This window comes from Comamonas testosteroni TK102 (genome assembly GCF_000739375.1).
Taxonomy (GTDB): domain Bacteria; phylum Pseudomonadota; class Gammaproteobacteria; order Burkholderiales; family Burkholderiaceae_C; genus Comamonas; species Comamonas brasiliensis.
On the sequence record NZ_CP006704.1, the window covers coordinates 5557220 to 5576572 of the forward strand.

Annotated in this window: 19 protein-coding genes; 11 read left to right on the plus strand and 8 right to left on the minus strand. The window is 65.5% G+C overall.

Annotated features, from left to right (window positions below; genetic code table 11):
- Positions 1-24: 24 nt before the first annotated feature.
- Positions 25-756, minus strand: a complete 732-nt coding sequence (locus O987_RS25140; RefSeq protein ID WP_043375484.1) for a YggS family pyridoxal phosphate-dependent enzyme — start codon at positions 754-756, stop codon at positions 25-27.
- Between the two features lie 37 nt (positions 757-793).
- On the opposite strand from O987_RS25140, the gene O987_RS25145 reads away from it, so the two are divergent.
- The 3 genes from O987_RS25145 (at position 794) to O987_RS25155 (ending at position 4157) form a co-directional block, all read left to right on the plus strand.
- Positions 794-1837, plus strand: coding sequence for a type IV pilus twitching motility protein PilT (locus O987_RS25145; protein ID WP_003050584.1), 1044 nt, complete (start codon positions 794-796; stop codon positions 1835-1837).
- A 123-nt stretch (positions 1838-1960) separates the two neighbouring features.
- Positions 1961-3097: a PilT/PilU family type 4a pilus ATPase gene (locus tag O987_RS25150; RefSeq protein ID WP_043375486.1), complete on the plus strand. Its 1137-nt coding sequence runs from the start codon at positions 1961-1963 to the stop codon at positions 3095-3097.
- A 148-nt stretch (positions 3098-3245) separates the two neighbouring features.
- Positions 3246-4157, plus strand: a complete 912-nt coding sequence (locus O987_RS25155) for an NAD(P)-dependent oxidoreductase (protein WP_003050579.1) — start codon at positions 3246-3248, stop codon at positions 4155-4157.
- Between the two features lie 61 nt (positions 4158-4218).
- On the opposite strand, the gene O987_RS25160 is transcribed toward O987_RS25155, so the two are convergent.
- The 3 genes from O987_RS25160 to O987_RS25170 form a co-directional block, all read right to left on the minus strand.
- Positions 4219-4872 (minus strand): BON domain-containing protein, encoded by a 654-nt coding sequence (locus O987_RS25160; protein ID WP_043375488.1) that lies wholly within the window; start codon positions 4870-4872, stop codon positions 4219-4221.
- A complete protein-coding gene (locus O987_RS25165) occupies positions 4869-5477 on the minus strand; it encodes an SIS domain-containing protein (protein WP_043375490.1) in 609 nt (202 codons plus the stop codon). Before O987_RS25165 ends, O987_RS25160 begins: the two co-directional genes overlap by 4 nt.
- Before the next feature lie 89 nt (positions 5478-5566).
- Complete coding sequence (locus O987_RS25170; protein WP_043375492.1) at positions 5567-5968, minus strand: YraN family protein; 402 nt, start codon at positions 5966-5968, stop codon at positions 5567-5569.
- Here O987_RS25170 and rsmI point away from each other — a divergent pair.
- On the plus strand, positions 5968-6891 hold the full coding sequence (gene rsmI / locus O987_RS25175) for a 16S rRNA (cytidine(1402)-2'-O)-methyltransferase (RefSeq protein ID WP_043375494.1): 924 nt from the start codon (positions 5968-5970) through the stop codon (positions 6889-6891). The genes O987_RS25170 and rsmI overlap by 1 nt on opposite strands.
- Before the next feature lie 111 nt (positions 6892-7002).
- Here the strand turns inward: rsmI and O987_RS25180 are convergent, their stop codons facing one another.
- From O987_RS25180 to O987_RS25190, 3 genes are all read right to left on the minus strand, one after another.
- A complete protein-coding gene (locus tag O987_RS25180; protein WP_043376986.1) occupies positions 7003-8253 on the minus strand; it encodes an Hsp70 family protein in 1251 nt (416 codons plus the stop codon).
- Between the two features lie 118 nt (positions 8254-8371).
- Entirely contained in the window at positions 8372-9193 is an 822-nt protein-coding gene (locus tag O987_RS25185; RefSeq protein WP_043375496.1) for a VOC family protein, read from the minus strand.
- A gap of 23 nt (positions 9194-9216) precedes the next feature.
- Positions 9217-9801 (minus strand): OsmC family protein, encoded by a 585-nt coding sequence (locus O987_RS25190; RefSeq protein ID WP_200879580.1) that lies wholly within the window; start codon positions 9799-9801, stop codon positions 9217-9219.
- A 220-nt stretch (positions 9802-10021) separates the two neighbouring features.
- Here O987_RS25190 and O987_RS25195 point away from each other — a divergent pair, with 220 nt between their 5' ends.
- Genes O987_RS25195 through O987_RS25225 form a run of 7 tightly spaced genes read left to right on the plus strand, consistent with a single transcriptional unit; the run spans position 10022 to position 17698 of the window.
- Positions 10022-11734, plus strand: coding sequence for a TIGR04028 family ABC transporter substrate-binding protein (locus tag O987_RS25195; RefSeq protein ID WP_051962259.1), 1713 nt, complete (start codon positions 10022-10024; stop codon positions 11732-11734).
- A gap of 27 nt (positions 11735-11761) precedes the next feature.
- Entirely contained in the window at positions 11762-12709 is a 948-nt protein-coding gene (locus O987_RS25200; RefSeq protein WP_043375499.1) for an ABC transporter permease, read from the plus strand.
- Positions 12706-13638, plus strand: a complete 933-nt coding sequence (locus O987_RS25205; RefSeq protein WP_043375501.1) for an ABC transporter permease — start codon at positions 12706-12708, stop codon at positions 13636-13638. The genes O987_RS25200 and O987_RS25205 overlap by 4 nt, the downstream gene beginning before the upstream one ends.
- On the plus strand, positions 13635-15320 hold the full coding sequence (locus O987_RS25210; RefSeq protein WP_043375503.1) for a dipeptide ABC transporter ATP-binding protein: 1686 nt from the start codon (positions 13635-13637) through the stop codon (positions 15318-15320). The genes O987_RS25205 and O987_RS25210 overlap by 4 nt, the downstream gene beginning before the upstream one ends.
- Complete coding sequence (locus O987_RS25215) at positions 15301-16419, plus strand: putative FMN-dependent luciferase-like monooxygenase (protein WP_043375505.1); 1119 nt, start codon at positions 15301-15303, stop codon at positions 16417-16419. Before O987_RS25210 ends, O987_RS25215 begins: the two co-directional genes overlap by 20 nt.
- Positions 16416-17111: a CMD domain protein gene (locus O987_RS25220; protein WP_043375507.1), complete on the plus strand. Its 696-nt coding sequence runs from the start codon at positions 16416-16418 to the stop codon at positions 17109-17111. The genes O987_RS25215 and O987_RS25220 overlap by 4 nt, the downstream gene beginning before the upstream one ends.
- The gene (locus tag O987_RS25225; protein WP_003050550.1) at positions 17108-17698 is read left to right on the plus strand and encodes an alkylhydroperoxidase domain protein; all 591 of its coding nucleotides are present in this window, start codon (positions 17108-17110) and stop codon (positions 17696-17698) included. Before O987_RS25220 ends, O987_RS25225 begins: the two co-directional genes overlap by 4 nt.
- Positions 17699-17707: 9 nt before the next feature.
- On the opposite strand, the gene O987_RS25230 is transcribed toward O987_RS25225, so the two are convergent.
- Positions 17708-19213 carry a DASS family sodium-coupled anion symporter gene (locus tag O987_RS25230; protein ID WP_043375511.1) on the minus strand — a complete coding sequence of 502 codons (1506 nt, stop codon included), beginning with the start codon at positions 19211-19213 and terminating at the stop codon, positions 17708-17710.
- Positions 19214-19353 lie beyond the last annotated feature (140 nt).

A 19353-nucleotide genomic window follows, 5' to 3' on the forward strand; every position in this document is an offset into this window, starting at 1 on the left:
GCCAGGGGGAAGCCGCGTAGCGGCTCAGGGGGTTGGGGTACTGTAAGTACGCCGTCCAAACACTCCGCTGCCCACGCGCACCATGGTGCTGCCTGCCGCCACGGCGGCTTCCAGATCGCCGGTCATGCCCATGGACAGCGTGTCGAAATGCTCCAGCCCCGCGAGAGCGCTGGACTTTATGGCATCAAAAATGGATGCCGCCCTTTTATGGACTGCGCATTGCGCTTCGAAATCAGGAGTTTCGTCGGGAATGCTCATGATGCCGCGCAGCTGCAGATTGGGCAGTTTCACCATGGCTTCGGCCAGCTCCAGCGCTTGCTCGGCCAGGACGCCGGACTTGGTGGCGCCGCCATCCACATTGACCTGAATGCAGACATTGAGCCGTGCCATGCCCTGGGGACGCTGGGCCGAAAGACGCTCGGCGATCTTGAGCCGGTCCACGGTCTGGGCCCAGTCGAAATTCTCAGCCACCAGCCGCGTCTTGTTGCTCTGGATGGGGCCTATGCAATGCCATTGCAGCGCCTCGGCGCCGGCCAGCTGCATGGCGCGCACGGCGGCGATCTTCTCCACGGCCTCCTGGATATAGTTCTCGCCAAAGCTGCGCTGGCCGGCCAGCATTGCCTCGCGCACCGCATCCGCGCCGAAGGTCTTGGAAACGGCCAGCAGTTGCAGCGATGTCACGGGCCGGCTTGCACTGGCGCAAGCGGCTGCAATGCGGGCATGAATCTGCCCCAGATTGTTTTCAATCGTCGTCATAATTGGCGCCAGAGTACCAAACCAGAGAGGGATCTCCGTGGATATCACGCAATTGCTGGCATTCAGTGTCAAGAACAAGGCTTCGGACTTGCATTTGTCGGCAGGCCTGCCCCCCATGATTCGCGTCCACGGCGATGTGCGTCGCATCAACATCGATCCGCTGGACCACAAGACCGTGCACGCCATGGTCTACGACATCATGAGCGATGCCCAGCGCAAACAGTACGAAGAGTTTCTGGAAGTGGACTTTTCGTTCGAAATTGAAGGCCTGGCGCGGTTTCGTGTCAACGCCTTCAACCAGAACCGCGGCGCGGCGGCCGTGTTCCGTACCATTCCCAGCAAGATCCTGACGCTGGAGCAGCTCAACGCCCCCAAGATCTTCTCCGACCTGGCACTGAAGCCGCGCGGCCTGGTGCTGGTGACGGGCCCCACGGGCTCGGGCAAGTCCACCACGCTGGCGGCCATGGTCAACTATCTCAACGAGACCGAGTACGGCCACATCCTGACGGTGGAAGACCCCATCGAATTCGTGCACGAGTCCAAGAAATGCCTGATCAACCAGCGCGAAGTCGGCCCCATGACGCTGTCGTTCGCGGCAGCGCTGAAGTCCGCGCTGCGTGAAGACCCGGACGCGATTCTGGTTGGCGAAATGCGCGACCTGGAAACCATCCGCCTGGCCATGACGGCGGCCGAGACCGGTCACCTGGTGTTCGGCACGCTGCACACCTCGTCGGCCGCCAAGACCATCGACCGTATCATCGACGTGTTCCCGGCCGAGGAAAAGGAAATGGTGCGCGCCATGCTCTCAGAGTCGCTGCAGGCCGTGATCTCGCAGACGCTGTGCAAGACCAAGGACGGCCAGGGCCGCGTGGCCGCGCACGAGATCATGCTGGGCACGCCCGCCATCCGCAACCTGATTCGCGAGGCCAAGGTGGCACAGATGTACTCCACCATCCAGACCAGCCAGAACATGGGCATGCAGACCCTGGACCAGAACCTGACCGATCTGGTGCGCCGCAACCTCATCAGCCCGGCCGAAGCGCGCAGCAAGGCCAAGATTCCCGAGAACTTTCCGGGATAAGGCGCCCCCTGAGCGGCGTTGCCGCTTCCCCCCAGGGGGATGACGCCCTCGCCGCGAGGCGGCTCTTGCTCGGCGTCTCTCACTTGGGCTCTGCCAATTTTGACGCTGCATCAAGGAACGATCATGGAACGCGGTCAGGCCAGTAAATTCATCAACGATCTGCTCAAGCTCATGGTCAGCCGCAACGGCAGCGACCTGTTCATCACGGCGGAGTTTCCGCCCGCCATCAAGATTGACGGCAAAGTCACCAAGGTCTCGCCCCAGCCGCTGAGCCCGCTGCATACGCTGGCCCTGGCACGCTCCATCATGAACGACAGGCAGGTGGCGGACTTCGAGCACACCAAGGAGTGCAACTTCGCCATCTCGCCGGCCGGCGTGGGTCGCTTCCGCGTCAATGCCTTCATGCAGCAGGGCAAGGTCGGCATGGTGCTGCGTACCATTCCCACCACCCTGCCCACGATTGACGGCCTGGGCGTGCCGCAGGTGCTCAAGGAAGTGACCATGACCAAGCGCGGCCTGTGCGTCCTGGTGGGCGCGACGGGCTCGGGCAAGTCCACCACGCTGGCTGCCATGGTGGACTGGCGCAATGAGAACTCCTTCGGCCACATCATCACGGTGGAAGACCCCGTGGAATTCGTGCACCCGCACAAGAACTGCGTAGTCACGCAACGCGAGGTGGGGCTGGATACGGACAGCTGGGAAGCGGCACTCAAGAACACGCTGCGCCAGGCTCCCGATGTGATTTTGATGGGCGAAATCCGCGACCGTGAAACCATGGAGCACGCGATTGCGTTCTCGGAAACCGGTCACCTGTGCCTGGCCACGCTGCATGCCAACAGTGCCAACCAGGCGCTGGACCGCATCGTCAACTTCTTTCCCGAAGAACGCCGTCCACAGCTGCTGATGGATGTGTCGCTGAACCTGCGGGCCATCATCTCCCAGCGTCTGATTCCCAAGCAGGACAGCAAGGGCCGTGTCGCCGCCATCGAGGTGATGCTCAACTCTCCGCTGATTGCCGACCTGATCTTCAAGGGCGAGGTCGTCGAGATCAAGGAGATCATGAAGAAAAGCCGCAATATCGGCATGCAGACCTTCGATCAGGCGCTGTTCGACCTGTTCGAATCCAATCTCATCACCTACGAAGATGCGCTGCGCAATGCAGACTCGGTCAACGACCTGCGTCTGCAGATCAAGCTCAACAGCCAGCGCGCCCGGACTCTGGACCTGGCAGCCGGCACCGAACATCTGACCATCGTCTAACCCCAAGGCGCCGGCATCTCCTCCCACAGGTGGAGCGCTGACTTTGCTGGGGTGCGGCAGGGCCGGCCAGGACCCTGCGCTCCGCCACGGCCATGCACTGCGGCGCTACCATGATCGAACTGTTCCGTACCAAGTCTTAGAGGATTTCATGAGCACAGCCACCATCGCCTCCCGCAGCTACGCACCCTGCACTTCCACGCCCGTGGCCTTTCTGGGTCTGGGTGTCATGGGTTCCCCCATGGCCGGGCATCTGGCTGCCGCAGGCCATCAGGTCACGGTCTACAACCGCACCGCTGCCAAGGCCGAAGCCTGGGTCGAGGAATTTGTCGGCGGCCGCCGTGGGGCCACGCCCCGCGAAGCCGTCAAGGGCGCACGCATGGTCTTTTGCTGCGTGGGCAACGATGACGACCTGCGCTCGATTGCGCTGGGAGACGACGGTGCTTTCGCCGGCATGGAGCCTGGGGCCATCTTTGTAGATCACACCACAGCCTCGGCGCAGGTGGCACGCGAGCTGTATGCACAGGCCCGCCAGCGCGGCCTGCACTTCATGGACGCCCCGGTATCGGGCGGTCAGGCCGGTGCGGTCAACGGCCAGCTCACCGTCATGTGCGGCGGCGATCAGGAGGTATTCGACCAGGTTGCCCCGGTGGCTGACGCCTTCTCGCGCGCCTTTACCTATATGGGTGCATGCGGCAACGGACAACTGACCAAGATGGTCAATCAGATCTGCATTGCGGGCCTGGTCCAGGGACTGTCCGAAGCCATTGCCTTTGGTCTGCGTGCCGACCTGGATGTGGAGAAGGTCCTCGACGTGATCGGCAAGGGCGCCGCCCAGAGCTGGCAGATGGACAATCGCGGCAAGACCATGGCCGTGGGCAAGTTCGACTTCGGCTTTGCCGTGGACTGGATGCGCAAGGATCTGGGACTGGTTCTGGCCGAGGCCCAGCGCAATGGCGCACGCCTGCCCGTCACCGCGCTGGTGGACCAGTTCTATGCCGATGTGCAGGCCATGGGCGGCAATCGCTGGGATACCTCCAGCCTGATCCAGCGCCTGCGCTAAGCGCCGGCCCATGAAAAAAGCCGGACCTGGGTCCGGCTTTTTTCATGCCTGTAGATCCGCTTCAGTTCATGCTGGAGCGGTCTTCGACCACCGGTGCAGCCCTGGATGTCGACGCGGCCAGTTCCTCTTCGGAGAAGACTTCGAACAGGCGCACAACCTTGCTCACATCGTTGACGCCACGGGCAATCTCGGCAGCCCGCTTGGATTCGCGCGGCGTGACTATGCCCATCAGATAGACCACGTTGTTCTCGGTCACGACCTTGATGGCCGAGGATGAAATGTCCTTGGCATTGACCAGACTGGCCTTGACCTTGGTCGTGATCAGAGAGTCCTGGGAGCGCTGACCCAGAGTGGCCGTGAAAGGCGCGACCTCGATCTCGTTATAGACCTGGCGTACGGTGGATTGTTCGCGCACCAGTTTCTCGATAGTCGCCTTGTCCGTCGCATTGCCTGCCTGGCCGGTCAGCAGCACTACACGGTTGTAGCTGGTGGCACTGACACGGGCCTTGTCACCCATCACCTCGCTGATGCGATTGCCGGCACGCAGCTCGATGCCCTGGTCCTCAACCTGAGTGCCGGTGGTGCGCCTGTCCACTGCCGACATGCCCGCCACAGCGGCACCGCCACCCACCAGAGCCACGCAACCGCTCAAGGCACCGCCCAGAGCGGCAACGGTCAGGGCCGCACATGCAACACGGGTCCACTTCAACTTCATAAAGGCATCTCCTGGTCACCAAGCAGTTGAGAGTCCACACCGTCGGCGAGACAGTGCAGGATCAAGGTATGGGTTTCACGCACGCGCGCCGCACGGTCGTGGGGCACGCAGATCAGTACATCGGTCTCGCGCACGGCGGTGGCCAGATTGCCGCCGGTGCGGCCTGTCAAGACCACGGCCATCATGTCGCGCTCGTGGGCGGCTTCCAGGGCATCCAGCACGGCCGTGTCGTTGCCGGTCACCGACATGAGCAGCAGCAGATCGCCGGGCTGCCCCAGCGCCCGCACCTGGCGCGCCAGATACTGGCTGGCATTGCCGCCGGAGCCCGTGGCTCCCACGCTGCCCAGCAGGCCGCCATCGGAAGTCAGGGCCACGGCCGCCAGCTCGGGACGATCGCGTTCGAACCCTGTCACGCACAGGGAGGCAAATAACTGGGCATCGCTGGCCGAGACGCCCGTACCGCAGGCCAGCACCTTGCCGCCGCCCGTCACGCAGGCCAGCATGGCCTGTACGGCGGAAGCAATAGGTTGGCTCAGCGCCTGGGCGGCCTGGTACTTCAGGTCGGCACTGTCGATGAAATGCTGTTGAATTCGTTGCTCTAGCATGGAGGCCCGATGATACCCGCCACCTGTTATCTCTTTGGTAGCAAACCGTTATTTGCGCATCAGTGTTGCGCACAACCATGACGCGGCGACTAAAGTGCCTCGAATGCCGCTTGGAGCCACTCGATGCGCATCTGGTTCCCGGAGCTGTCGACCAGCACCACATCAAAGCGGCATGGCGGCGCTGCCGCAAGCCTCATCAGATAGTATCTGGCGGCCAGCACAATGCGCTGCTGCTTGAGGCGGCCGATGCTGCCGCCAGCACCGCCGAAGCGCTCGGTGTTGCGGCTGCGGACTTCGACGAACACCAAAGACCCGTCGCGGTCACGCAGGATCAGGTCGATTTCGCCACCACCACGGCCCGGCGTCCGATAATTGCGCTCGACAAGCTTCAGGCCCCGCGCCTGCAAATGGGCCAACGCGGCATCCTCGCCCTGCTGCCCGCGTGCGGTTGTGCTTTGCGCCGGCTTGGGCCGCTTTCCAAGGAAATCCATTGACTACCTCTTTCGCCTCTGCACTGACTGCCGCACATGACGCGGCCGCTTCCCAGCATTATCCGCAGGGAACCCTGTATGTGGTGGCGACGCCGATTGGCAATCTGGCCGACATCAGCCTGCGCTCGCTGCATGTGCTGCAGATCGTGGACTGCATAGCCTGCGAAGACACGCGCCACACCCAGGGCCTGCTGCGCAGCTATGGGCTGGACCGACCCGGCAGCCAGTTGCTGGCCGTGCATCAGCACAACGAGGCAGAAGCCGCCCAGCAGGTGATCGGGCGTCTGCAGCAAGGCCAGCGCATCGCCTATGTCAGCGATGCAGGCACGCCCGGCGTCAGCGACCCGGGTGCGCGCCTGTGCGCGGCGCTGCAGGCCGTGGGTCTGCGCAGCATTCCGCTGCCCGGAGCCAGCAGCGTGACATCGGCCATCAGCGTGGCGGGTGCCGTCACGCCAGCACAGGGCGAAAACGGTTTTGTGTTTGCCGGCTTCCTGCCCACCAAGAATGCTGAACGACTGGCCGCCGTGCAAAAGCTGGCCGACCAGCCGCGTTGCACCGTGCTGCTGGAAGCCCCGCACCGGATCATCGAGCTGGCCCAAGCCCTGGCCTTGCTGGGCGAGCGTCGCGTCACGCTGGCGCGCGAAATCACCAAGCAGTTTGAAGATATCGCGAGCATGCCGGCCCACGAGCTGGCAGCCTGGCTGCAGGCCTCGCCACAGCGAGTCAAGGGCGAGTTCGCCATCGTGCTGCACCCCGTGGCGGTGCAGCAAGAGTCGGGCGAGGCCGAGCGTGTGCTCAAGCTGCTGCTGGCCGAGTTGCCGACCAAGACGGCCGTGAAGCTGGCCGCCGAAATCACGGGAGCCAGTCGCAACACGCTCTACGACCGTGCGCTGGAGCTCAAGCGAGCCGCCGAAGAGGAATAAGCACGTCAACCGGGCGCGGTACAAACCGCAGACGCCTGGCAAGGGCCGCCTCGCAGCGCAGGTGTTATCACCCACGGGAGAAGCCGCGGAGCGGCTCAGGGGGCTTCAAGCTCAGGCATAGGCCAGACCGGTTGCCACCCCACCAAACAGGTCGCCTTCAACCTGCGGCACATCGGGGAAAGCGACGCGCAGCGCATCGCGCAGGGTCCGCAGGGCCGACGAGCCGCCGGTCAGATAGATGGCGTCTGGTGCCGCCACGCCGGCCTGGCGCACACAGTCCTGCGCGCATTCAACGACCTGCAGCAGCAAGGCCTGCAACTGTTCCTGCAACACCTCCGGGGTGATGGCCGCAGGCAGGTCTTGCTCCAGCCAGTCCAGCGCTATGGCCGAGGCCGCATGGCTTTGCGAAGCCGCAATCTTGGCCTGCTCCACCGCATCGGCCAGCCTGTGGCCTTCACGCCAATCCAGCACCTTCATCAGGCGCTGGTGCAGTTGCAGATCGCTGTAATCGCTCTTGAGACCGCGTGCCGAAGCCAGGGCCTTGGCCGTGTACAGCCACTGGATCAGATGCCAGGTGGAGAGATCGAAGAACACGCTGCTGGGTACCTCACGCCCGCTGGGGCCGATGTGCTTGTAGCCCAGCAGCGGCATGACCTGGGCCACATTGAGGCGATGGTCGAAATCCGTGCCCCCGATATGCACGCCGGTGGTGGCAAGAATGTCCTGAGTACGGTCTGCATGTCCGGCCTGTTGCGGGCCCAGACGCACCACCGTGAAGTCCGAGGTGCCACCGCCGATATCGACCACCAGCACCAGTTGCTCCTCGCTCAGGCGCTGTTCGTAGTCCAGTGCCGCCGCAATCGGCTCCAGCTGAAAGCTGACTTCGCCCAGGCCGGCGGCGCGCGCCGCAGCGGCCAAGGCGTCCTGCGCCTGACGGTCTCGCTGCGGGTGCTCGTCGACAAAATGCACGGGACGCCCCAGCACCACACGCTCGGGCAGACGTCCGTCCAGCGCCTGGCGCGCCTGATCGGCCACGCGCTTGAGAAAGATCGCGATGATGTCCTGGTAGCTGACAAGCTGCTCGTGCACCGCGGTCTTTTCCAGCAACAGGCTGCTGCCCAGCAGGCTTTTGAGGGAGCGCATCAGACGCCCCTCCTCGCCGGCCAGATACTGCTGCATGGCATCGCGGCCGAAATGCGTGCTGTGCTCTTCGGTATTGAAGAACAGCGCCGTGGGCATGCCGGTAGCCGCCCCTTCCAGGGGCAGCAAAGCGGCGGTCTTGCCAGGCAGGCGATAGGCAGCGGCAGAGTTGGACGTTCCGAAATCGATGCCCAGAGTGGCAGGCGTGAGAGCTGTGGTCATGAAAGGCAGCGCTGCACCGCGCCGGCCCGCAAAGGCTGCCGCGGCCGCAACGAAAACGCCCACCGAAGTGGGCATGGGTGTCAGCGGGGGCGCTATTCTAGCGCCCCTGTTATTGGACCTAGGCGGCGGCGGTTTCCACCTCGGTCCCGGAATGCTGTTCCAGTTCAATGCGCACCCCGTGGGTAGCAACTTCGTCCAGTCCCCCTGCTGCTGCCTGCTGCGGCACTGACAGCACGACCGCATAAGGGCCTTCGCCGCGCGCGGCCAGTCTTTGGGCCAGGGGGCCCGCAGCCTGTATGGGTGCGGCCAGCACCAGCTCGGTGGCGCCCAGACCCAGCGACACCTGCTGCGTGTTGCCGTCGGCCGAGACCCGCAGCGGGCCGACGCTCACTGCATCGCCGAGCAATGCCCGCCAGCGCGCCAGGCTGGCCTGCAGGTCCTGCACCGCCACCTCCAGACGGGCCACTCCGGTCGCGCCATTGGGATGCACACGGGCCTGGCCTTCGGGCACGCGCAAGACACGCGGCGTCAGGTCGCCGCACAGAAACGGCAGATCCTGACTTGGAGGGCGTGCATTGCGCCAGCGCAGCTGCTCTCCGTCGGGACGCAGACGTCCGCCCTCATAAGGGGCTTCATAGTCCAGGCCGCGCGCCTGGGCCGCCGCCACCACGGCGCCAGTCTCAGTGGGCAGCAGCGCGAAGTCGACCAGCCCTTCGCCGTGCTGATGCAGTTGCTGCCACCAGCGCTCCTCGGGCGCGGCAGCACGCCAGGCAATGAGTTCGAAATAAGCGCCGTCGGCAAAAACCACCAGGGCGTTGTGCGTGGAGCGACCCGGGTGCTCGCCGCCGCGCAGCACATTGAAACCCAGGGACTGGTAGTCGGCAATCGTGCGTTCCAGGTCCTGGACCGCGATAACGATATGGTCGAGTGGCAAGCTCATGCAAAAGTCTTTCCAAAAGGTTCTCAGGCCGCCAGGCGCTCGGGCGCGCTGGAGTCGGTATGGCGCACCTCGGCGCGGATGGACTGGGGGTTGCGCAGCAGGTTCAGGATGGGGCAGGTTCTCTCCACGGCCTCGAACAGTGCATCGATCTCGGCACGGCTGGCCGGCGAATCGATATGCACGGTATAGCCGATATCGTGCGGCCAGATCGGCGTCGCCCCGTGGCCGGGCTTGCCACCGCGCGGGTCGATGACGCCCGTGACCTCGACCTCCAGGCTCTCCAGCGGTACCTGACGCTCGGCCGCCTGGATCAGAAAGATATGGGTCACGCAGGTGCCCAGCACGCCCAGTTGCAGCTCGGGCGAGCTCGGCCCCAGGTTGTAGCCTGCGAAGTCGGGCGGGCTGTCGCTGATGACCTGGTGCTCGCGGATGCGCAGGCGGCGCACGCCGCTGCGCCCCTCGGCACGCACGCTGGCCTTGAGTCTGGCGGCCTGGGCCGTGCCCGCCGCAATGGCGGCGCTGCGTGCCAGCACGGCCGCGCGTTTTTCGGATAGATATTCGTTGAGATGACTCATGAGCGGGCTTTCAATGAAGGAATGCCTGGCCATTGTTGTGAGAGCGGCCTGCCGGACCAACAAAGGAATTCGTCTGCGCTTATGCGCTTTGCAAATATGCGGCCTCGCACCGCTTAGTTGTTTTTCGAATAACGATGCTACTCAATATATGAACACGAATATTTGGCGTCGATAGCATGAGAACCATGAATCCGGTCGGTCGCTGCGCGATGCGTCCGGAACCTGAGTTTTCAACGCCATGTGGCGACGAGGTATGAACGTGTTTTTCCCTTCGCAGACGCATCCGTCGATCAAACAGCCAGTGAACAAGTCGGCCAAACGCCAGACTCTATGGGCCGCAGTGGCAGTGCTGACGGGCAGCATGCTGCTGGCTGGCTGCTCCAGGCAATCCGGCACGGCCCAGGCCGATGCCTCGGCCAAGCCGGCTCAGGGCGGCACCCTGGTCTACCTGGAACAGCAGGCACATACCAACCTCTATCCGCCTGCCGGGGGCTTTTATCCCAACGGTGGCGTGCTCAACCAGATCACGGACAAGCTGACCTACCAGGACCCCGAAACACTGGAGATCCAGCCCTGGATCGCCGAGTCCTGGACCGTGAACGCCGATGCCACCGAGTACAGCTTCAAGCTGCGCTCCGGCGTGAGCTTCTCGGACGGATCGCCGCTGGACGCGGCCGCCGTGGCGCGCAACTTCGACACCTACGGTCTGGGCAACAAGGCGCTCAAGCAGCCGGTTTCCGAGGTCATCAACAATTACGAGCGCAGCGAAGTCGTCGATCCGCTGACTGTGAAGTTCTTCTTCAAAAAGCCCTCACCGGGCTTTCTCCAGGGCACTTCGGTGATCGGCTCGGGCCTGGTCTCGCCGGCCACGCTGGATCGTCCATTCGAGGAGCTGGGCGACGCCACGCGCATCATCGGTTCGGGCCCCTTCGTGGTGGCCAGCGAGACCCTGGGCAAGGAGCTGGTGCTCAAGGCGCGCCAGGACTACCGCTGGGGTCCGGCCAAGCTGGCCCACCAGGGCCGCGCACGCCTGGATGAAGTCAAGTTCATCGTCACCCCCGAGGACAGCGTGCGCATAGGTGCGCTGCTGGCCGGCCAGGCCGGCTTCATCCGCCAGGTCCAGGCCTATGACGAAAAGCGCGTGGAGCAGCAGAAGTTCACCATCTACGCACCATCCACGCGCGGTGTGAACAACAGCATCGCGATCCGCCCCGACAACGCCCTGGTGGCCGACCTCAAGGTGCGCCAGGCCCTGCTGCATGGCACCAATACCAAGGAGATTGTGGAGACCCTGTTCTCGCCGCGCTACCCTCAGGCACGTTCGGTGATCGCCTCCACGGCAGCCGGCTATGTGGACCTGTCGGCCAAGCTGGTCTTTGACGAGGCCAGGGCCAGGCAATTGCTCGACGAGGCCGGCTGGAGCCTGGGCGCCAACGGCCTGCGCCAGAAGAACGGCCAGGACTTCGTGCTCTCGACCTACGAATCCCTGCCCCAGCCGCAGAACAAGGAGACCTTGCAGCTGGTGGCCCAGCAATGGGCCAGGCTGGGCATCAAGCTCAATGTGCTGGCCGGAGACTCGGGCAGCCGCACGGTGGACACGCTGGACCCCGACAAGACCGGCGTACTGCCGGGCATGGTGGGCCGCGCCGATCCCGACGTGATCAAGAGCAATTACTACCCGAGCAATCGCAATGTGCTGCTGCAAAAAGGCGGTGTGAGCCAGAAGGTCAAGTCCTTCGAGGACAGCAAGCTCAACCACCTGTTCGATGCCATTGCGGCCGAGACCGATGCCAACCGGCGCCTGGCGCTGACCGGCGAGGTGCAGAACTATCTGATCGACCAGGCCTATGTGATCCCGATCTTCGAGGAGCCCCAGGCCTTCGCGGGTGCGACCTGGGTGCGTGAAGTGGGCTTCGAGGCCGTGGGCCGCCCCAGCTTCTACAGCACCTGGCTGACCAAGCGCTGAGCGCGCACCGACAAAGGAGGCGCACCCATGTCACGCCGCTATCTGCTTGGCCGCATCGCACAGGCCGCCCTGGTGCTGTGGGCCGCTTTCACGGCTTCTTTCATCCTGCTGCAGCTGCTGCCGGGCGACGCCGTGCTGATCAAGTTCCTGAACCCCGAGCTGGGCCTGGGCCCGCAGGAGATCGCCGACATCCGCGCCGCCTATGGGGCCGATCAGCCCGTCTGGCAGCAATACCTGCACACCCTGGGGCAGTTCCTCACGGGCCATTTCGGCTACTCCTTGCAAGCCGGCGTGCCCGTGAGCCAGGGCCTGGCCACCAGTCTGCCGCCCACGCTGCGCCTGGCAGGCCTGGGCTTTTCCACGGCGGCGCTGCTGGCCATAGCGCTTGCGGCGGCGGCCAGCCTCGCGCCTCTGGCCTGGCTGCGCAATGCCCTGCAAGCCCTGCCCTCGGTCTTCGTCTCCGTGCCCGTTTTCTGGCTGGGCATCATGCTGATCCAGGTGCTGTCCTTCCGTCTGGGCTGGATTCCCGTCATCAATCCCGGCCCCTGGGAAGGCCTGGTCCTGCCCACGCTGACGCTGGCCATCCCAATTTCGGCGCCGCTGGCCCAGATCCTGCTGCGCAATATCGACACCGTGCTGGCCCAGCCTTTCGTGGCCGTAGCCCGCGCCAAGGGTGCCTCTCGCGCCTGGGTGCTGCTGCACCATGTGGCGCGCAATGCCTTGCTGCCGGCCTTGACGATTGCCGGCGTGCTGTTCGGCGAGCTGCTGGCCGGTGCCGTGGTGACGGAGGCCGTGTTCGGCCTCAACGGCCTGGGCACGCTGACCCAGCAGGCCGTGGGCAACCAGGACACGGCCGTGCTCCAGGCGGTGGTCGTGGTCTCGGCCGCCGCCTTCGTGCTCATCAACCTCGCCGTGGACCTGCTCTACCCGCTGCTCGATCCTCGTTTGCGTCATTCTGTGGAGAACCGGGCATGAACACCGCCGTCTCGACCATCATTCCCAAGCCTCAGGCTTCCAGCGTCGCGTCCTCCGCAGCGCCCAGGCAAGCCCCCTCGCCGGCAGCGGCCGCCAAAAACCTTCGCCCCGTCCTCATCGATCTGCAAAGGCTCAGGCGCCTGTCGCCCACGCTGGCCCTGGCCTGGCTGGTGATTGCCGCGGCCGCACTGTGGGCACTGGTTCCGGGCTGGTTTGCACATCAGAATCCCGTCGTCGGCCAAGCCGGTCAGCAGTTGCTGGCGCCCGGCCTCGCGCACTGGCTGGGCACGGATGCGCTGGGGCGTGATCTCTGGGCCCGCGTGGTGCATGGCTCCGTGCACTCACTGTCTGGCGCTTTCCTGGCCGTGGCCGTGGGCCTGGTGGCGGGCACGCTGATCGGCCTGCTGGCCGGAGCCACGGGCGGCCGCGTCGATGACGCGCTGATGCGCCTGGTCGACGTGCTGCTGGCCGTGCCCTCGCTGCTGCTGTCGCTGACCATCATCATCTTGCTGGGCTTTGGCACCATCAATGCGGCCATCGCCGTGGGGGTGGCATCCGTGGCCGGCTTCGCGCGCCTGGTGCGCTCCGAAGTGGTACGCGTGCGACGCTCTGACTATGTGGAGGCGGCCTTCGGCAGCGGCGGACGCTTTGCCGCCGTGCTGTGGCGCCATGTGCTGCCCAATTCGCTGACTTCGGTGGTGGCCCTGGCCGCACTGCAGTTCGGCTCGGCCATCCTGTCGATTTCCACGCTGGGCTTTCTGGGCTACGGAGCGCCACCGCCCACGCCCGAATGGGGCTTGCTGATCGCCGAAGGGCGCAACTACATCGCCACCGCATGGTGGATGACCACGGCACCGGGCCTGGTCGTGGTGGCCGTGGTGCTGGCAGCCAACCGCATCGGCACCTCATTCGCGCGGAGGCCGGCATGAGCGCCCTGCTGCAAGACCGCCCCACCACGACAATCCCTGCCGCTGCTGCCGCCCCGCTGCTCGAAGTCCAGGACCTGATCATCGCCTACCGTGACCACGGCGGCCAGGAGCAGCGCGTGGTCCACGGCCTGTCGTTTTCGATAGCACCAGGCGAAGTCGTGGCACTGGTCGGCGAATCGGGTTCGGGCAAGACCACCACGGCCCAGGCCGTGATCGGCTTGCTGGCGGACAACGGGCGCCGCGAGCAAGGCAGCATCCGGCTGCAGGGCACCGATGTTTCGGACTGGAGTGCTGCGCGCTGGAACAGCATTCGTGGCCGCGTGCTCAGCCTGGTGCCCCAGGATCCGACCACCTCGCTCAACCCCGTGCGCACCGTGGGCGACCAGGTCGGCGAAATCCTGCGCATTCACGGCCTGCGCGACCGCTCCGCCATCGAGGCGCGCGTGATCGACCTGCTGACACGCGTGGGCCTGTCCCAGCCCGCCCTGCGGGCGCGCCAGTATCCGCACGAGCTGTCGGGCGGCATGCGCCAGCGCGTGCTGATCGCCATCGCCATCGCGCTGCGGCCTGCGCTGATCATCGCCGACGAACCCACCAGCGCGCTGGATGTCACGGTGCAGCGGCGCATCCTGGATCTGATCGACGAGCTGCGCCGCGAAACCGGCACCGCTGTGCTGCTGGTCACCCACGACCTGGGCGTGGCGGCCGACCGCGCGCATCGCCTCATCGTCATGCAGGACGGGCGCATCCAGGAACAAGGCCCGACACTGGAGCTTCTGCGCAATCCGCAAAGCGCCTATACGCGCCGCTTGCTGTCCAACGCTCCCTCTCTCACGCCCGCGCCTCGTCGCACTGCGCCATCGGCGGCGGCCGCTGCCCAAGACTGGGCCATTGAGGTCGAGGACCTGATCCACGACTTCCATGCCCCCGGCCAGGGGCGCGGCGTTTTCCGCGCCGTGGACGGCGTGTCGCTGCGCCTGCGCCGTGGCTCCACGCATGCCATCGTCGGCGAGTCGGGCTCGGGCAAGACCACGACCATACGCGACATCGTGGGCCTGGGGCGCCCTACATCGGGACGCATCCGCATCGCCGGCGCCGAACTCACAGGCCTGCGCGGCGAGGCCCTGCGCCAGCTGCGGCGCAAGGTCCAGCTGGTCTACCAGAACCCGTTCAGCTCGCTGGACCCGCGCCAGCGTGTCTTCGACATCATCGAGGAGCCGCTGCTCAACTTCGAGCCGCTGCAGCCCCAGGAACGCCGCCAGCGCGTGCTTGACATGCTCGAGCGCGTGGGCCTGCCGGCCGCCGTGCTCGAACGGCGCCCGCATGCGCTCTCGGGCGGCCAGCGCCAGCGCGTGGCGATTGCACGCGCCCTGGTGCTGCAACCGGAGGTGGTGGTGCTGGACGAGGCCGTTTCGGCCCTGGACGTGACCGTGCAGGCCCAGATCCTCGCCCTGCTCGCACAGCTGCAACAGGACCTGGGCCTGAGCTATCTCTTCATCTCGCACGACCTTGCCGTGGTGCGCCAGATCGCCGACACGGTGTCGGTGCTGCGCGCAGGCAAGGTGGTGGACGCGGGCCGCGTCGAAGACGTGTTCCTGCGCCCCACCAGCGACTACACGCGCGAACTTATGGACGCCATTCCCGGCAAAAGGAGCATTGATTTTGTCCCCCACCCCGCCTGACACTCTTGCTCGCGTGCGCCCGGCACCGCGCCTGGGCTTCTTCAGCCGCCTGCTCGATGAAGTACCGGCCGGCGAACGCTACCGCCTGGTCACCGAGCAGATCGCCCATGCCGAAGCCCAGGGCTTCGACTCGGCCTGGATCGCCCAGCATCATTTCCACGCAAGCGAGGGCGGCCTGCCCTCGCCCTTTGTCTTTCTCTCGCATGTCGCGGCCCGCACGCGGCGCATACGCCTGGGCACGGGCGTGGTCACGCTGCCGCCGGAAAACGCGCTGCGCGTGGCCGAGGATGCGGCCGTGCTGGACCTGCTGTCGGGCGGCCGCCTCGAAGTGGGCCTGGGCACGGGCGGCACGGCGGAGTCCTTCGAGGCCTTCGGCGTCACAGGCAGCGAGCGCGGCGCAGTCTTTGCGCGCAACTTCGCCGTGCTGAGGGATGCCTGGGCCGGGCGCGAGCTGGCAGGCGGCGTGCGCCTGTACCCCGCAGCCCCGCAGTTGCTGGAACGCGTCTGGCAGGCCACGTTCTCGGTCGAAGGCGGGGCACGCGCCGGCGCCAACGGGGACGGCTTGATGCTCTCGCGCACCCAGCCCCGACCCGAAGGCCGCCCCCGAACCACGCTGTCCGAGATACAGAACCCCATCATCGAGGCCTATCTCGCGGCCCTGCCCGCAGGACGCGCGCCACGCATCCTGGCGTCGCGCACCCTGCTCGTGTCCGACAAGCGCGCCCAGGCACTGCAATGGGCCGAGGCCGGCCTGCGCCGTTCGGCCCAGCGTCATGCGGCCCTGGCCTCATCCGCGTCCACGCAATGGGCAACGCGCGTCGATCCGCAGGCGCCGCTGCAGCAGCTCATTGAAGCCTATGACGTGCATGTGGGCACACCCGAGGAGGTGATCGCCTCGCTGCGCGCCGACACGGCGCTGGCGCAAGCCAGCGACATCGTGTTCCAGGTCCACTCCATCGACCCGCCGCACCAGGCCATTCTGCGCTCCATCGAGCTGACGGCAGCCGTCGTCGCGCCGGCTCTGGGCTGGCGCCGCAGCGAGGCCCCCACTGGCGCTTCCCAACCCCAAGTCCGGACCGAACTGCTTCAAACCGCATGACCATGAGCAATACCGCACAGACCCGCTTTCCCGAAGATGTGATCGACCATCTCGCCGATATCGCTGCCGGCAGCACACTGGATCAGGTGCGCCGCCACCGCAGCGAGGCTCGCACCCAGGCCCAGCAAAGCTTTGCCGCGCTGTTCACCCCCGCCGAGCCCGTTGCAGGAACCGTCTCCCTGCGCGAGCGCCTGACGCTGGCCGCCTTCACGGCAGGCCTGCATGGCGAGCCTCGCAGCACGGCCTTCTACACACGCGCCCTGGCGGCCGAGGATGCCGATCTGGCCGATGCCGTGAGCTCGGAAGTGGTGCGCGGGCGCGCTGCCAGCCTGCAGGCCGGCAGCGGCCCGCACGGCCCCTACGGGATCTATCCGCCCGGCCCCTTGAGCCGCGAGGACCAGAGCGGCCCCAGCTACGCCGTGGACCCGGCGCATGCGGCTTTGCTGGGCCCACGCCTGAGCGCCGCGCTGGCCCATGCCCATCTGCTGGCCTACCACCCACGCGATGCGAGTGCCCAGACCTTGCTGGCGCTGCAGCAGGCCGGCTGGAGCGAGACCGATATCGTCATCCTGTCCCAGCTCGCCTCTTTCCTGTCCTTCCAGATCCGCCTCGTGGCGGGGCTGCGCGTGCTTGGCGCACGAGCTGCAGTCACCACGGCATCTCCCACCCTCGCCCTGCAAGCCCAGCCATGACCACCACGCACAACACCTCCCCCCAGGTCTTCACCCAGGAACAGCTAGACTGGCAGCCATGGATAGCTCCGCTGCAGGAGAGCGAGCTGAGCGAGCGCCACCATGCGGGACTGGTGGATGCGGCGCGCGCGCGTTCACCCTATTTCCGGCTGCTGGCGCGCGACCCCGACACGCTGGGAGCACGCACGCGCACCGACAAGGACATCTTCTACAACCCCGACGCGGGCCTTGCGCGTGCCGAGCGCGAGCTGGCAGCTGCTGCAACCTCACGCACCAATGGCTGCATCTACTGCGCTTCGGTACATGCGCGCTTTGCCACACATTTCTCGCAACGCGCCGCCGATGTGCAGCGCCTGCTCGATGAAGGCCCGGGCAGCGATCTGGGTCCGCGCTGGAATGCCATCGTCGCCGCCGCCGTGGCCTTGACGCAGACGCCGCCCGCGCTGGAATCCAGTCATATCGATGCGCTGCGCGCCGCCGGGCTCGACGACGCCGCCATCTCCGATGCGCTTCACGGCACGGCTTTCTTCAACTGGGCCAACCGGCTCATGCTGTCGCTGGGCGAGCCCCTACATACGGCGACCTGAGGCCGTAGGTCACCACAGCCCCAGCAACTTCCACCAGGCAGCGCCGACGACAGCGAAGATCAGCAGCTCCAGCACGCACATGGCAGCACCTACGCGCCACCAGACGCCCAGAGTCACATAGCCACTGCCGAAGATGATGGGCGATGTTCCGGTCGCGTAGTGCGTCAGCGTCATCATGATGGCCGAGCCGGCCGTCATCATCAGCATGAAGGGCACGACGTAGTCGGCGGGGATCAGTTGCGCACCCACGGTCAGAAAGGCCAGCATCATGGCGCTGATATGGGCGGTGGTGCTGGCAAACAGATAGTGCGAGAAGACGAAGACGCCCACCAGAATGGCAGCCACAGGCAGCCAGTCCAGGCCGCTGGCGACGATGGCATTCTTCAGGCCCTCGGCAAACCAGGCGACCACCCCCAGTCTGTTGAGCTGCTCGGCCAGCATCACCAGGGCACCGAACCAGATCAGGGTGTCCCAGGCACTTTTCTCGGACAGCACATCATCCCAGTCGATGGTGCCTGTGATGATCAGGGCGAACAGGCCGAGAAACGCCACCACGGTCGGGTCCAGCGTGAAGGCCGGACCGAACAGCATCTGCGGCACATTGGCCCATAGCAGCAGCATCATGCCGAAGGTTCCCAGCATGACACGCTCCTTGCCCGACAGCGGCCCCATGCGGGTCATCTCGGCACGAGCGTACTCCACGGCATTGGGCGTGGCCTTGAGCTCGGGAGGCGACAGCAGATAGACCGCCAGCGGCATCAGCAGCAGACACAGCAGGCCTGGCAGCAGCATGTACAGCGCCCAGCTTGTCCAGCTCAGGTGCAGGGACTGGCCCGTGGCCTTGGCCACTAGGTCCACAACCAGAGGATTGGGCGCCGTCGCGGTCAGGAACATGGCCGGGGTGATCGGGTTGGAGTGGTAGTTGACCAGTGCCAGATAGGTCCCGACCTTGCCCTGGGTTCCCTTGGCCGGGTCCGACTCGAAGGCGTTGGCAATGGACTTCATGATCGGATGCACGATGCCGCCGCCACGCGCCGTGTTGCTGGGCGTGAATGGGGCCAGCACCAGCTCGCAGATCGCAAGTCCGTAACCTATGCCTATGGTGCGCTTGCCCAGCAGCGCAATGAACAGCAGACCGATGCGGTTGCCGAGCCCCGTCTTCTTGAGGCCGCGCGAGATCAGAACCGCCACCACGATCAGCCAGATCAGGGGGTTTGCAAAGCTGCTCAGCGCATCCGTGATCGCGCCCTTGGATGAGCTGGAAGTGACCTGGGACAGCGACACGATGACAATCGCCATCAGAGCCATCACACCTATGGGCATGACCTTGAGAATGATCGCCACGATGGTCGTCAGAAAGATGGCCACCAGTTGCCATGCCTTGGTATCCAGCCCGGCCGGCACCGGTGTCAGCAGCAGACCGATCAGCACCAGGGTGGCAATCAGTGCAGGCACCAGCCGAAACGGCACGGCTGCTTTGAAGTAGCGGAACATCGAGACGATTTTCTCGAACATACAAGTCCTTTTCTTTACCTGCAGCGCATCGAGACACCATACCTCAGCTCGGAGAAATTCAGGAGACACGGACGGGCATTGGTGCTCAGGTCGCAGACTGGCATCATGATGCAGTGCCGCACGGCCTTGTCCCCAGGCCG